13 protein-coding genes are annotated in these 12527 nt (G+C 66.4%); 5 read left to right on the top strand and 8 right to left on the bottom strand.

Features of this window, described 5'->3' with window-relative positions:
* The first annotated feature begins 203 nt into the window (after window positions 1–203).
* A complete protein-coding gene (locus KTR9_RS27300) occupies window positions 204–464 on the top strand; it encodes a hypothetical protein (protein WP_148281185.1) in 261 nt (86 codons plus the stop codon).
* A gap of 710 nt (window positions 465–1174) precedes the next feature.
* Here the strand turns inward: KTR9_RS27300 and KTR9_RS12115 are convergent.
* From KTR9_RS12115 to KTR9_RS12085, 8 genes are all read right to left on the bottom strand, one after another.
* On the bottom strand, window positions 1175–1480 hold the full coding sequence (locus KTR9_RS12115; RefSeq protein ID WP_044506553.1) for a hypothetical protein: 306 nt from the start codon (window positions 1478–1480) through the stop codon (window positions 1175–1177).
* A 13-nt stretch (window positions 1481–1493) separates the two neighbouring features.
* The gene (locus KTR9_RS27295) at window positions 1494–1694 is read right to left on the bottom strand and encodes a hypothetical protein (RefSeq protein ID WP_148281184.1); all 201 of its coding nucleotides are present in this window, start codon (window positions 1692–1694) and stop codon (window positions 1494–1496) included.
* A 345-nt stretch (window positions 1695–2039) separates the two neighbouring features.
* On the bottom strand, window positions 2040–2207 hold the full coding sequence (locus KTR9_RS26895) for a helix-turn-helix domain-containing protein (RefSeq protein WP_238554136.1): 168 nt from the start codon (window positions 2205–2207) through the stop codon (window positions 2040–2042).
* A gap of 167 nt (window positions 2208–2374) precedes the next feature.
* Window positions 2375–3547 carry a tyrosine-type recombinase/integrase gene (locus tag KTR9_RS12105; protein WP_014926597.1) on the bottom strand — a complete coding sequence of 391 codons (1173 nt, stop codon included), beginning with the start codon at window positions 3545–3547 and terminating at the stop codon, window positions 2375–2377.
* 284 nt (window positions 3548–3831) lie between these two features.
* Complete coding sequence (locus KTR9_RS12100; protein ID WP_044506549.1) at window positions 3832–4938, bottom strand: CaiB/BaiF CoA transferase family protein; 1107 nt, start codon at window positions 4936–4938, stop codon at window positions 3832–3834.
* The gene (locus tag KTR9_RS12095; protein ID WP_014926595.1) at window positions 4935–5579 is read right to left on the bottom strand and encodes a TetR/AcrR family transcriptional regulator; all 645 of its coding nucleotides are present in this window, start codon (window positions 5577–5579) and stop codon (window positions 4935–4937) included. The genes KTR9_RS12100 and KTR9_RS12095 overlap by 4 nt, the downstream gene beginning before the upstream one ends.
* Window positions 5560–7170, bottom strand: a complete 1611-nt coding sequence (locus KTR9_RS12090) for a class I adenylate-forming enzyme family protein (protein ID WP_014926594.1) — start codon at window positions 7168–7170, stop codon at window positions 5560–5562. Before KTR9_RS12090 ends, KTR9_RS12095 begins: the two co-directional genes overlap by 20 nt.
* Window positions 7167–7805, bottom strand: coding sequence for a nitroreductase family protein (locus KTR9_RS12085; RefSeq protein ID WP_010840912.1), 639 nt, complete (start codon window positions 7803–7805; stop codon window positions 7167–7169). The genes KTR9_RS12090 and KTR9_RS12085 overlap by 4 nt, the downstream gene beginning before the upstream one ends.
* Before the next feature lie 138 nt (window positions 7806–7943).
* Here KTR9_RS12085 and KTR9_RS12080 point away from each other — a divergent pair, with 138 nt between their 5' ends.
* The 4 genes from KTR9_RS12080 to zapE all read left to right on the top strand — a co-directional run bounded on the left by KTR9_RS12080 (window position 7944) and on the right by zapE (window position 12402).
* The gene (locus tag KTR9_RS12080) at window positions 7944–9884 is read left to right on the top strand and encodes a flavin-containing monooxygenase (RefSeq protein ID WP_014926593.1); all 1941 of its coding nucleotides are present in this window, start codon (window positions 7944–7946) and stop codon (window positions 9882–9884) included.
* Between the two features lie 23 nt (window positions 9885–9907).
* Window positions 9908–10726: a sulfurtransferase gene (locus KTR9_RS12075; RefSeq protein WP_014926592.1), complete on the top strand. Its 819-nt coding sequence runs from the start codon at window positions 9908–9910 to the stop codon at window positions 10724–10726.
* 5 nt (window positions 10727–10731) lie between these two features.
* Window positions 10732–11289 (top strand): GNAT family N-acetyltransferase, encoded by a 558-nt coding sequence (locus KTR9_RS12070; RefSeq protein WP_014926591.1) that lies wholly within the window; start codon window positions 10732–10734, stop codon window positions 11287–11289.
* Window positions 11290–11379: 90 nt separating this feature from the next.
* On the top strand, window positions 11380–12402 hold the full coding sequence (gene zapE / locus KTR9_RS12065) for a cell division protein ZapE (protein WP_238554103.1): 1023 nt from the start codon (window positions 11380–11382) through the stop codon (window positions 12400–12402).
* Window positions 12403–12527: the final 125 nt, after the last annotated feature.

Here is a 12527-nt window from a genome sequence, read left to right as displayed (position 1 = left end):
GCTGAGCGGCCCGCCTGCGGATGTTCGGACGGCTGGTGCAGCACTAGGGCGCAAGCATCGCACCAGGACGCGGCAATTGGCATGTGTGCGTCGCAAGCCCAGGGGACACCGTAGGTGGTGCCGGCGGGCGGGTTGGTTGTGGTGGATGAGGTGTCGGGGAGCGCCCGCGCTGCAAGTAGCTCGACGGCCAGATCGTAGAACGTGTGCGCATCCTGGATGTCCGCCTGCCGTCCACTGTCGCTGCCGAGCGCCGAGATGAACGACTGGAGTCGGGCGCCCCAATTGCTGCGGGTGCCGACAGTTCGGGTCTCGTCGTCGCGGTCGTGGAGTTCAAGTGCAAGGGCAACGGCTTCGATGGTGTGGCCGCTCCCCTCTGCCGCCACCCGAAGGGCTCGGTTGCCGATGAAGGTCTCGTGTCCGGGCCACGGCATCGGCTCCGAGGTCTGTTCACCACGTCTCAGTAGTTCGTCGTCCGTGGGGACGCTGCCCGGGCGCGGAGCGCCGGGGGAGGTTCTTTGAGTAGTTGTATTGAGTAGTACAGGAGTAGTAGGGGGCTCACTGCTGACCCCCTTAGGGGCTCGTGACTGACCCCCTAGGGGCTCACTACTGACCCCCTGTTCGACCTGGCCTGTCACCCCGTTCGACCTGGCGTGACACCCCGTGGCCTCACGAGCGTCTCGCGAACATGCAGCGATACCGTCGCGAGTACTCGCTGAGTCCTCGTTCAATGCGGCTCGGACATGAGGGCGGGGTGACGCCGCCGCCCACTGCGGGATGAGACATTTGTAGGTGGTGGCCCGATGCAGCTTGCTGCTGCCAATCTCGGTTCGCACGATCCATCCATCGGCCTCAGCGTCGCGAATGTGTCTCTTCACTGTCGAGGGGCTTAGTCTGGTGGCCTCGATCAGCGCCGTGCGGTACGCCCATCCTTCGCCAGTGTCGTTGTCGATGTACTGGGCGATTGCAAACAGGACGCCGACGTAGTGCTTGCCTTGCTGATTCTCGGCGAGCTTGGACTGCCACCGGAACAGAAAGGCTCGGTTATCGCTCCCAGATACCGTGTCCGGGGCGTCAGGTGATGCTATGGTTGTCATAGGAATTGCGAGTTCCTTCTAGATCGTTTCTGAGATCCCCGGCGTCGGCTAACGTCGGGGGTTTTTCTTGTCCGGGGCAGCTATCTCGCGGAGTCGCCTAGGCGCATGGCGGGCTCGGTGGGGGCCAGCGCGTCCAAGTCGGCGTACGTGCGGCCGTCGCGAGCGATGAACACGTTCACGCCGTCCGGGTCCGGGTTGGCCGCCGTCGCGGCCGGCGAGAGGATCAGCGCGGCGTCGAGCAACGCGAAGTGGAACGCCGACGAGGGATCGTCCACGTACTCGCACCCGGGATGCCTGCGGATGGCGAAGTCCCTTCGGCGCTGGACCATCTGCCCGCAATTCGGGCACTCGCCGCGCCCCATCATTTGCTCGCCGGCACTCGGCATTGTTCGACTCCTACTACTCGGTGGCTGTTCTTGCTGATCTGGTCTCGCGGTGCGCCGCCGCCCACACGATGAGCTTCGATACGCCTTCGTGGACGGTGGCGGTCGAACCGGCTACGCGGCCGGCAATTTCGCCCGTCCGGACCGCGGCAACGAGGTCTTGGAGCGGAACACGGAGAAGGTGGGCGACCCTGCCGGCGGCGATCTCGGAGGTCATCGGCCGAGCATTCGCTCGATGGCGGTGATGTCGTACCGCCTGGCGGTCACCAAGGTCCGATGCGGGACTTGATCTGGGGACCGGCGAATCATCCGGGCGATGGTCTCGCGGCACACGCCGGTACGACGGGATGCTTCCGAAATTGACACGTATTCAGTTGCGGCGGAGGGTTTTTCGGGCATTGGTGGATCACTCCGGTCTGCGGGGTTTGAGATGCGGCGGATACCGCCTACATTCAGAATGAGCCGTTTGTGCAGATGTTCATAGGGCTCTCCCGGCACGACCGCCGGCAGACAAGGCCGAGCAGGGTGCATGTCCTGCTGGACCCAATCTGCCGCGATGCACCTAGTACGCGCCGGGGCCCACTGCGCCCATCATCCGGTCGAGTTCAGCGGTCGGGATGCGGATGAGTCGCGCCCCTACACGATGGGCGGTTAGCCGGTCATCACTTATCCAGCGTCTAACGGTCTTGGGACTCACCGCGAGATGCGCTGCGGCCTGCTGTATGGACATAAACGGCGGCACTGGACTCCTTCCACGACTGTTGAACCCATTGTCCAACAGTGATTCTCAATGAATGCGGATTTACACACCTGGGGCGGCATGTCCAGACAAGGGTATCGCCCGGTTGCCGCTATGAAGGTGATCTCGGGACTCGCCGGTCAGCTTTCTAAGATCGCCTACTTGTCGGAAACCAAGTCCGACAGCATGGCCGCGATTGCCCGGTCTCGACCGTCGACAACATGCTGGTACCTGAGCGCCGCGGTCGGTGTGGAGTGACCCAACCGCCGCATGAGTTCGACGAGCGTTGCGCCAGTCGATGCAGCCAGGACCGCGCCGGTATGGCGCAGATCGTGGAACCGTAGGTCATCCCTCCCCGCCGCCGCCCGCGCCGGGTAATAGTGTCGATACAGCGAGTTGGGAGACAGCAGCCCTCCGTGAGCGGCCGGAAACAGCAGGGCATCGGACGCCTCACCGACGTGGTCTTTCAGGTGCGACTCGACGACTGGCAGTAGATGAGGCGGAATCTCCACGGTCCTCGTGCCCGCCTCCGACTTTGTGCTGGTCTGGTGCCGGCCGTCGCCGCGGCTTCGGACGGCGCCCCGCTGTACATCGACATATCCGGCGACCGTCACGCCATTCTTGCCACGCTCAAGGTGAACGTCGGCCCGGGTGAGGGCGGTTGCTTCCGAGAACCGCAATGCGCACCAGGCCGCGAGCCAGATCAGCAACTTGAACCGCCCCGGCATCTCGCCCACGATGACTCCGAGTTCGTCGACCGTCGCCGGTTTGATCCGCTTGTTCCGGCTCGCCTGCCCTGCGCCGGGAATCACACACGGGTTGATCGTCACGAGGTGTTTAGAGTCCGCCATGGCGGATTTCATGATGGTGCTTAGCAAGCTGTAGGCGTTGGCCGTCAGCGTCGGAGTGTTCAGTTTGACCTGAGCCGCGTGCCACTTCGCCACATCCTCGGACGTGATCGATCCAATCGGAAGGTCACCGAACGTCGGCAGTAATCGATTGACGAGGATGTCCTCGTACTGGTCGCGGGTCCGCGCCTTGATGGGACGGCCCTTGACGGTGCGGTTCTCCAGCCACGCCGCCGCGTAGTCGGTGAAGTGAACGACTGCTTTAGGTTCAGCCTCGGGCGGTGACCACGCCTTCCTGATGATGTCAGCCTGGACCAGCGAGAGCCAACCGCGTGCATCCTGCTTCACCGTGAAGGTGGTGGGCGCCTTGTGCCGGCGCCCATCAGGTCCGGTGTACATCGCCCGATAGCGACCGGAGGGCAGCTTGTGAACCGTCCCGAACGCCCCGGGCTTGGCGTTCTTACGGCCGGCACCTCGAACCACGCTTCACGCTCCTAAGCGTCACCAGACCGCCCTATTTGACCGATCCCAGGTGAGAGCATATCGCCGCGTGAACTCGAATGAACTCGTCGTGAACTGCGTTGATGCAAGCCGTGTCGGTTAGAGGGTGCTTATGTCCATGCGCTACTATGGCCATAATCACCTGATCATAGGGCCATTTCCGATGGTCAGGCGGTTAACCGGAAGACCACAGCGTCACAAGTTCAATCCTTGTATCGCGCACCACGACAAAACCCCCGGTCTTACCGGGGGTTTTGCGTTTGCGATCAGCGTGCCGTCACGGTCGCCACCGACCACTCGTCGACGATCTCCCCCAGCCCAACCGCCGACGGTGCGGAGGGGGCGGACAGCACAGTCCGCGAGAAGCGCGGCGCGGGCGCCGGTGCGATCGCGTCGTCGACGCGCACGAACGAGCCCCGCTGCACCGCGACCGGGTCCGCGGCAGCCTCGTCGAAGTCGAGAACCGGTGTCACACAGGCGTCGACATCGGCGAACACGCTCCCCCAGTCGTCGCGCGTGCGCGTTCCGAATCGGGCCTGCAGTGCGGCGCCGATCACCGGCCACGAGGCGCGGTCCCACCGGTCGGGCAGATCACCCACCCCGAGGGTGTCGACCAGATTCCGCCAGAACTTCTCCTCGAGCGCGCCGACGGCGATGAATCTGCCGTCGGCGCACCGATACGTGGTGTAGAAAGGCGCCGACCCGTCGAGCAGATTGCCCTGGTCCCGAGAACCCCAGCGTCCGGCCGCCTTCCATGACCACTGCAGCGCGGCGAGCAGGCCGGCGCCGTCGACCATCGCGGCGTCGATCACCTGACCGCGACCGGTACGCGTGCGGTCGTGCAGGGCGGCCAGCACCCCGACGACGAGCAGCATCGAGCCACCGCCGAAGTCGCCGACGAGCGAGAGCGGCGGCACCGGCGGCGCTCCGGCCGGACCCATCGCCTCGAGTACACCGGAGACCGCCAGATAGTTGATGTCATGTCCCGCACTCGGGGCGCGGTCGCCGTCCTGCCCCCATCCGGTCATCCGTGCATAGATCAGTCGCGGTGCGTCGGAGCAGATCTCGGGACCGAGTCCGAGACGTTCCATCACGCCCGGCCGAAAACCCTCCACGACGATGTCGGCGCGCATGATCAGCTCGCGGATGCGGGCCAGGTCGGCGGGGTCCCTGACGTCGGCGTCGACACTGCGTCGTGACCGGTACAGACCGGCGTCGGCAGCCGGAATGCCGTCGGGCCCGGGCAGATCGGGGCCGGGGCGCCGGATCCGGAGGACGTCCGCGCCCAGATCGGCGAGCAGCATGCACGCGTGCGGTGTCGGCCCGAGACCGGGCATCTCCACCACCCGCACCCCGGCGAGCGGGCCGCTCACGACGTCGGACGGTGGTGGAGAACGCCACCGATCGTGAAGTCGACGTAGTCGCGTGCCAGCTGGTCGACATCGTGGGAGTCGTTGAGCCACCAGCTGATCCCGTTCATCAGGTCCAGCACCGCGACCGCGGATCGGTGCGGGTCGCGAACCTCGAACAGCCCCATCCGTGCACCGGCGTCGATGACATCGCGCATACGACGCTGGTAGTACTTGCGATAGTCGGTGACCACGCGTCGGTGCTCGGGCGTCAGCGCCGACAGCTCCCGGAGGGCGACAAGGTGTTCCACCCGGTGTCGCGCCAGTCGCCGGACGTGCGCCTCGATGAGGTTCGTCAGCCGTTCGACGGGACCGCCCTCGGCATCGAGCAGCAGCAGGTCCTCCTGTGGGTCCTCGGTCATGCGCAGCGCGATGGCGTAGAGGATCTCCTCTTTCGACTGGAAGTGGTTGTAGAGACTCGCCCCTCGCATACCGACGGCCTGGGCGATGTCGCGCATCCCGGCGTTGGAATATCCGTGTTCGGCGAAGTAACCGGCGGCGGCCTCGACGATCTCGTCGCGGCGCCGGCGTGGCCGTCGATCCGTCCGCTGCCGGCGATCGTCGGCTGCCTCGATGGCGTCGTCCTCAGCCCTGACCGGTTCCATAGGCCTTCCTCAACTCGCGTTTGAGCAGTTTGCCCTGAGCATCGGTCGGCAGTGCATCGACGACGTAGACCTCCTTGGGCACCTTGTACGATGCCAGGTCGGTCCGGCAGTACTCGCGGATGTCGGCACCGGTGTGTTCCGCGCCGGCGCGGAGCACCACGAAACCGGTGACGGCCTCCGACCAGTACGGGTCGGGCAACCCCACGACGGCGGCGCGCTCGACGTCGGGATGCGCCTGCAGCACTCGCTCGACCTCTTGCGAGGCGACGTTGAAGCCGCCGGTCTTGATCATGTCCTTGCGCCGATCGCGGAAGAACAGGTTGCCCTCGGCGTCGATACGGACGATGTCACCGGTGTGCACCCAACCGCCCTCGAAGACCTGCGCGGTGCGTTCGGGGTCCTTGAAGTAGCCGAGCATGACCGACGGTGTGCGACACAGCAGCTCGCCCTCCTCGGCGTCGTTGCCGTCGGCGTCGACGACCCGGACCTCCAGGTGCCCGACCGGTTTGCCGATCCAGGTCGGGTCCTGATCCGGCACGTCCTCGAGCCGCCGGAACCAGCCGACGGAGCCGAGCTGGGTGAGTTCGGACTGCCCCCAGTAGGTGCCCCACACCGATTCCGGAGTGGCCGCGGCCCACGCGTCGACCGCATGCGGCGACACCTGGCCGCCGTAGGTGAGGCACCGTCGTACCGAACCCACTGTGGCGGGACCGAAGTCGGGGTGGTTGGCCAGCGCGATGAAGAACGTCGGCGTCTGCGCCAGCACCGAGATCTTCTCGTCCCGGATCATCCGCAACGCCGTCGCCGGGTCGACCGCGGCGGGCAGTACCAGGGTCGCGCCCAGCAGCGTCAGCGACGTCAGCGAACCGATCCCGGCGATGGTGTGGAACGGCATGACGTAGAGCCACACGTCGTCGTTGCGGCAGCGCAGCCCCCACGTATATGCGGGCGAGGTGGAGATGAGGTAGTTGCGGTGGGCGATCTCGACGCCCTTGGGCGCCGACTCGGTCCCGCTGGTGTAGACGATCATCGCGAGGTCGTGTTCGTCGACGTCGCAGTCGGGTTCGGAATCGTCTGCCGCGGCGACCGACTCGTCGAAGGAGTTCCACGAGTTCGCCTCGTCGTCACCGACGACGAGCACCGAGATACCGAGACCGTCGGCGATGGGACCGGCCAGCGCGGACAGGGGTTCTTCGACGACGAGCACCGTCGGCTCCAGGTGACGGAGCTGCTGTGCGACTTCGCCTTCCCGGAACATCGGGCTCACGCCGGAGTACGCGGCGCCGACCTTCAGCGCGCCGTAGTAGGTGGCGACCGTCTCGACCCGGTTGCGGCTCATCACCGCCACCCGGTCCCCTCGTCCGACGCCGAGGTCGAGCAGCACATGCGCGACCCGATTGGCCATCGCGTCGAGTTCCGCGTACGACGTCGACGTCCGTCCGCCCTGCGCGTCGTAGGCCACGATCGCCGGTGTCGAACCCTGGGACCGGGCCAGGCGTCGTAGTTGGTCACCGATGGTGGCCCGGCCGAGCTTCGAGGTCTGTGCCGATGTGAGTGCGCGGGTGCTGGAGTCCACGGCGGGGGCGCTCACGCGAACATCCGGTTGTCGAACCGGTCGAGGAAGGTGATCTCCTCGACCGGGGTCCGGGTCAGCTTGCGGGGGAAGTCGTCACGCGGGTAGCCGACGGCGATGTGCGCGGCGGTCAGGTATCCCTCGGGAATGCCGAGGAGGTCCTTCACCTCGTTCTCGGCGGCGCACAGCAGGGTTGTCAGCGCGGTCGCCACGCCCTGTTGCCGGAGCGCGAGGGTGAGGTTCTGCACGCTCGGGTAGATCGACGCCCCGCCGACGACGCTGAGCCTGCCGAGCTCGTGGTCGGTGGGGTGCAGTCCTTCCATCTCGGCGCAGACCACGATGAGGGCGGGCACCTCGGCGAGATGATGGGCGAAGTAGTTCGCACTCTCCACCGTCTTGGGTACCGCACCGACCTTCTTCGAACCCTCGACGACCGCCGCGTAGTAGCCCTCCCAGAACGGCAGGTAGAGGTCGGCGAGCGCCTTCTTCGTGACCTCGTCGCGGACGACCACCCAGCGAACGGGCTGCCGGTTGCCGCCCTGCGGGCCGAACCGCGCGTCGTCGAACGCCCGGTACAGCACGTCGTCCTCGACGGGCCGCTCGCTGAAGTAGCGGCAGGTGCCCGTCGTGCGCATTGCTTCGCTGAGATCCATGTCCATCCTCCGTGATCACTAACCATCGTTAGTATGACTGAGCCCACACTTACACACGACGATCATGACGTCAATAGTCGATATCGGTGTCTGAAGTTGGTGTTGACGAGGCACTACTAACAGTGGTTAGTTTCAGTTATGACATCCGTTTCCCTACGGTCGACCCGGCCGCACACCGCGGAGATCCGCGCGGCGGTCGCCGACGGCAACATCCCGACCCTGCTCGCCGTTCTCGTGGAGATGACCGGCGACCGGCGGTGGATGGCGGACCGGTACCGCCCGACGCGTAGCCGCGGCATGGACGACAACTCCTCGGGCGGTCTCGCCGAGGACATCCAGCAGGAGATCCACGAGGCGGTCGTCGACGCCCTCGACGACTGGTATGACCGCGGTCGTCCCGAGCGGAAGCCGGCCGACGAGACCCTCGTCGCCGCACTGATGTCGTTCACCGCGGGCGAGCAGGTGGCTCCGGAATTCGCGCCGATGATGACCGAGATCGTCCGCGGAGACCTGCGGGGTAGGCATCTCCCGACCCTGCCGGCCGATCTCGCCACGTCGATCGACGCGCTGGTGATCGGCGCCGGAGTGGCCGGCATGCTGATCTCCACGCAGCTCGCCGCCGCCGGCGTCGAGCACACCGTGTTGGAGAAGAACGACGAGGTCGGCGGCTCGTGGTACGAGAACCACTACCCCGGCGCCGGGGTCGACACACCGAGCTACCTGTACTCGATCTCGTCCTTCGACCACCCCTGGTCGACACACTTCGGGAAACGCGACGAGGTGCAGGGCTACCTGCAGGCCTTCGCCGACCGGCACGCGGTGCGCGACCGGGTCCGATTCGGCACCGAGGTCCTCTCGGCCGCCTACGACACCGACACCCAGCGCTGGACGGTCCACGTCCGTGACCGCGACGGCCATCAGGACACCCTCACCGCCCGGATCCTGATCAGCGCGGTCGGAATCCTCAACCGTCCCAAGCTTCCCGAGCTCCCGGGCATGGCCGGCTTCACCGGCCCGATCTTCCATTCCGCGCAGTGGCCCGACGAACTGGACGAGCCCGGCGCCCTCACGGGCAAGCGGGTCGCCATCGTCGGGTCCGGTGCCAGTGCGATGCAGATCGGGCCGGCGATCGCCGATCGGGTCGGGTCCCTGACGATCTTCCAGCGCTCACCGCAGTGGATCGCGCCGAACGACGACTACTTCGCACCGGTCGGCGACAACGTGCACTGGCTGATGGACAACCTCCCCGGATATCGCGAGTGGTATCGCGCACGACTGTCGTGGATCTTCAACGACAAGGTCCACTCCACCCTGCACGTCGACCCGGACTGGCCGGAGCAGACCGCGTCGATCAACGCGGTCAATCACGGTCACCGCGAGTTCTATCTCCGCTACCTGCGCTCCGAGCTGGGCGACCGCGACGACCTCGTCGACCTGTCGACCCCCGACTACCCGCCCTTCGGGAAGCGGATGCTGTTGGACAACGGCTGGTTTCGCATGTTGCGCCGGTCGAATGTCGAGCTGGTCCCGCACGGTGTCGAGCGCGTCACACCCGGCGGGCTCGTCGACGGCACCGGCACCGCACACGACTTCGACATCATCGTCTTCGCGACCGGATTCCACAGCGACCGCTACCTGTACCCCATGGACATCGTGGGACGCAGCGGGCAGAACACGGTCGAGGCGTGGGGTGACCACGACGCCTACGCCTATCTCGGCATCACCGCCCCCGATTTCCCCAACCTGTTCATCCTCACCGGACCGAACACCGCCCTGGGACACGGCGGCAGCTTCATCAGCATCCTGGAATACCAGGTGCGCTACGTCTGTGATGCCGTTCGCGCGATGATCGAGAACCGTTTGGGCGCACTGGAAGTACGGCGGGATGTCACCGACGAATACAACGATGCCGTCGACCGCGCCCACGCGACGATGGTGTGGACGCACCCGGCGATGACCAACTGGTACCGCAACCCCGACGGCCGCGTCGTCGCCGTCCTGCCGTGGCGGATCGTCGACTACTGGGCGCGCACGCGCACCGTCGACCTCGCGGACTTCCTCGCCGAACCTCTCCGGTGAACGACGGGACTACGGTATCTGTCATGACCTCGCTCATCTCCGCCCCCGACCTCGCCGCCCGTCTCGGCGAGGAGAACCTGCGCATCGTCGACGCGACCGTTCACCTGACCTTCGACGCCGACGGCGCACATGTCGCCTCCGGCCGCGACACCTATCTGGCCGGGCACCTGCCGGGCGCGGTGTTCGCCGACCAGATCGCCGACCTCAGCGATCCCGACGGCGAAGCGCCCTTCGCAGCAGCCGACTCGGCCCGATTCGCCGCGGCGATCGGCGGCCTGGGGATCGGCGACGACTCGACCGTCGTCGTCTACGACACCGTCAACGGCATCTGGGCCACCCGCCTGTGGTGGCAGTTCGGACTCGAGGGCTTCGACGACGTGCTCGTCCTCGACGGCGGGTACTCCGCCTGGACCGCGGCCGGTCTGCCGGTCGAGACCGGCGAGGTCACCCATCCGGCAGCATCATTCACCCCGCATCGCCGACCCGAGCGCGTCGTGTCCACCGCCGAGGTCGCCGACGCCACCGCCGATTCTTCGGTCCTGCTGGTCAACGCGCTCGACCGCGAATCGTTCGCGAACGGCCACATCCCGTCCAGTGTCAACGTCCCGTTCGGTGACCTCGTCGACGACTCCGGCCGACTCCGGCCACTCGAGGAGTTGCGCGAGCTGTTCGGCAACGCGGGCGCCCTCGACCCGTCGGTGCGGCCGGTCACCTACTGCGGCGGCGGGATCGCAGCCACCGCCGCCGCTTTCGCGCTGCGCTCCCTCGGCCGGGAGGACGTCGCCGTCTACGACGGGTCGATGAACGCCTGGACCGCCGACCCCGCTCGTCCGCTGTCGTGACAGACGTGGACGACATCGCCGTCGCCGTCGAACTCGTGACCGATCCCGCCGCCGCAGCCTCGGTCGCGGATGTGGCCGCACGCACGTTCCCGCTCGCGTGCCCACCGCACGCGACCCCCGACGACATCTCCGGTTTCATCGAGAACAATTTGCGCGAGAACAACTTTCGCGAACACATCGCCGAGCCGCAGACCGACGTCCTGGTGGCACGCGACGGCGCCGGCGGTCCGATCGTGGGTTACGCGCTGGTCTTCCACCGAGAACCGACCGACCCCGATGTGTGTGCCGTCGTCACCGGACGGCCGGCCACCGAGGTGTCGAAGCTGTACGTACTCCCCGACCATCACTCCCGCCAGGGCGCCAGCCCGTCCCGTCTGCTGATGACCGCGGCGCTCGAGCGTGCCCGATCACACGGCAGCAGCGTCGTGTGGCTCGGTGTCAACCAGCAGAACGTCCGCGCCCAGCGGTTCTACGCGAAGATGGACTTCACGCGTGTCGGGGAGAAGACCTTCACCCTCGGGGACAGCGTCGAGCACGATTACGTGTTCACACTGCGGCTGTGAGCCGGCGGGTCGATCGGACGTCGCGACCAGGCCTGGTGACTTCGGCCACGCGCAGCCTAGGCAGCACGCGTTCCGTGTGACCATTCCAGGGTGTCCGCAGTGGGTCAGGCAGTAGTCACCGCGATCTCCGCGGCGGCCGCCGACGCCGGGATCGTGCTGGACCCTCAGCAACGGCTACTCGTCGATCGGCTCGCCGTCCTCGTTCCGGAGGGACGCCGGCGGACGCGACGCTCGTCGAGCCCGCGCGGGCTCTATATCCATGGTTCGGCCGGCCGGGGCAAGACGTGGCCGGCCGACGCCTTCTTCGACGCCAGCCCGACACCGAAGAAGACGCGGATCCACTTCCACAGCTTCTTCGAGGAACTCCATCGCCGTGTACACGAGCACCGGAACGACCCTGACTCGCTGCGCCTGGGCATCGACGATGTCGTCGGCAACAGCGAGCTGCTGTACTTCGACGAACTTCACGTGCACGACTCCGGGGACGCGCGTCTCCTCACCCGATTGCTGGAGTACGTGCTCGCCCGCCGGATCACCGTCCTGGCGACGTCGAATTACGCACCGGATGATCTGCTGCCGAACCCCATCTGGCATCACCTCTTCGAGCCCGGGATCGCGATGATCAAGGATCATCTCGACGTCCACCACCTGAACGAGCAGACCGACTACCGCACCTCTCCCCGCGGGGGCTCCGTCGGCTTCGCCGCGGGAACCTGGATCACTGTGCCCCCGTCAGATCGCCTGTCCCAGCCCACCGAAACAGTCGGGCTCACTGTTCGCGGTCGACGTTTCGAGGTCCGTTCCGAGCGTGACGGGTGTCTGCAGGCCTCGTTTGCGCAACTGTGTGACGAGCCGGTGTCGACGATCGAGTATTTGACGTGGGCGCGCACGTATCCACGCTGGACGGTCACAGACGTACCGACATTCGACGACGCCGACGAGGAGGCGCAGCAGAGATTCGTCAACCTGGTGGACATCCTGGTCGACGAGAACATCGCCGTCACCTTCACGTCACCGCACACCTTGCCCGTCTTCTGCACCGCCGCAACGGCCTCCCGGCCCGATGCCTTCCGTATGACCAGTCGTCTGCGGTTGATACATCCGACTCCGTAGTCGCAGCGTTCTGGCGCCTACTCGCAAACCCACCTCTTTTCCGTAAACCCACCGCGCTCGGACCGGCTGGGTTTACGGAAAAGGGGTGGGTTTGCCGGTGGCACGTTGTTGCGGCGGCCCGGAGT

Origin of the sequence: Gordonia sp. KTR9 (assembly GCF_000143885.2) — a bacterium.
GTDB lineage: Bacteria > Actinomycetota > Actinomycetes > Mycobacteriales > Mycobacteriaceae > Gordonia.
Note: the sequence above shows the minus strand (reverse complement) of the source record. Positions and strands in the feature narration are given on the sequence as shown.

Excerpts from the sequence above, each read along its gene's own strand:
- KTR9_RS12115 (WP_044506553.1), bottom strand. The coding sequence starts at position 1,480 with ATGCCGAGTGCCGGCGAGCAAATGATGGGGCGCGGCGAGTGCCCGAAT.
- KTR9_RS27295 (WP_148281184.1), bottom strand. The coding sequence starts at position 1,694 with ATGACCTCCGAGATCGCCGCCGGCAGGGTCGCCCACCTTCTCCGTGTT.
- KTR9_RS26895 (WP_238554136.1), bottom strand. The coding sequence starts at position 2,207 with ATGTCCATACAGCAGGCCGCAGCGCATCTCGCGGTGAGTCCCAAGACC.
- KTR9_RS12095 (WP_014926595.1), bottom strand. The coding sequence starts at position 5,579 with ATGGAACCGGTCAGGGCTGAGGACGACGCCATCGAGGCAGCCGACGAT.
- KTR9_RS12085 (WP_010840912.1), bottom strand. The coding sequence starts at position 7,805 with ATGGATCTCAGCGAAGCAATGCGCACGACGGGCACCTGCCGCTACTTC.
- KTR9_RS12080 (WP_014926593.1), top strand. The coding sequence starts at position 7,944 with ATGACATCCGTTTCCCTACGGTCGACCCGGCCGCACACCGCGGAGATC.
- KTR9_RS12075 (WP_014926592.1), top strand. The coding sequence starts at position 9,908 with ATGACCTCGCTCATCTCCGCCCCCGACCTCGCCGCCCGTCTCGGCGAG.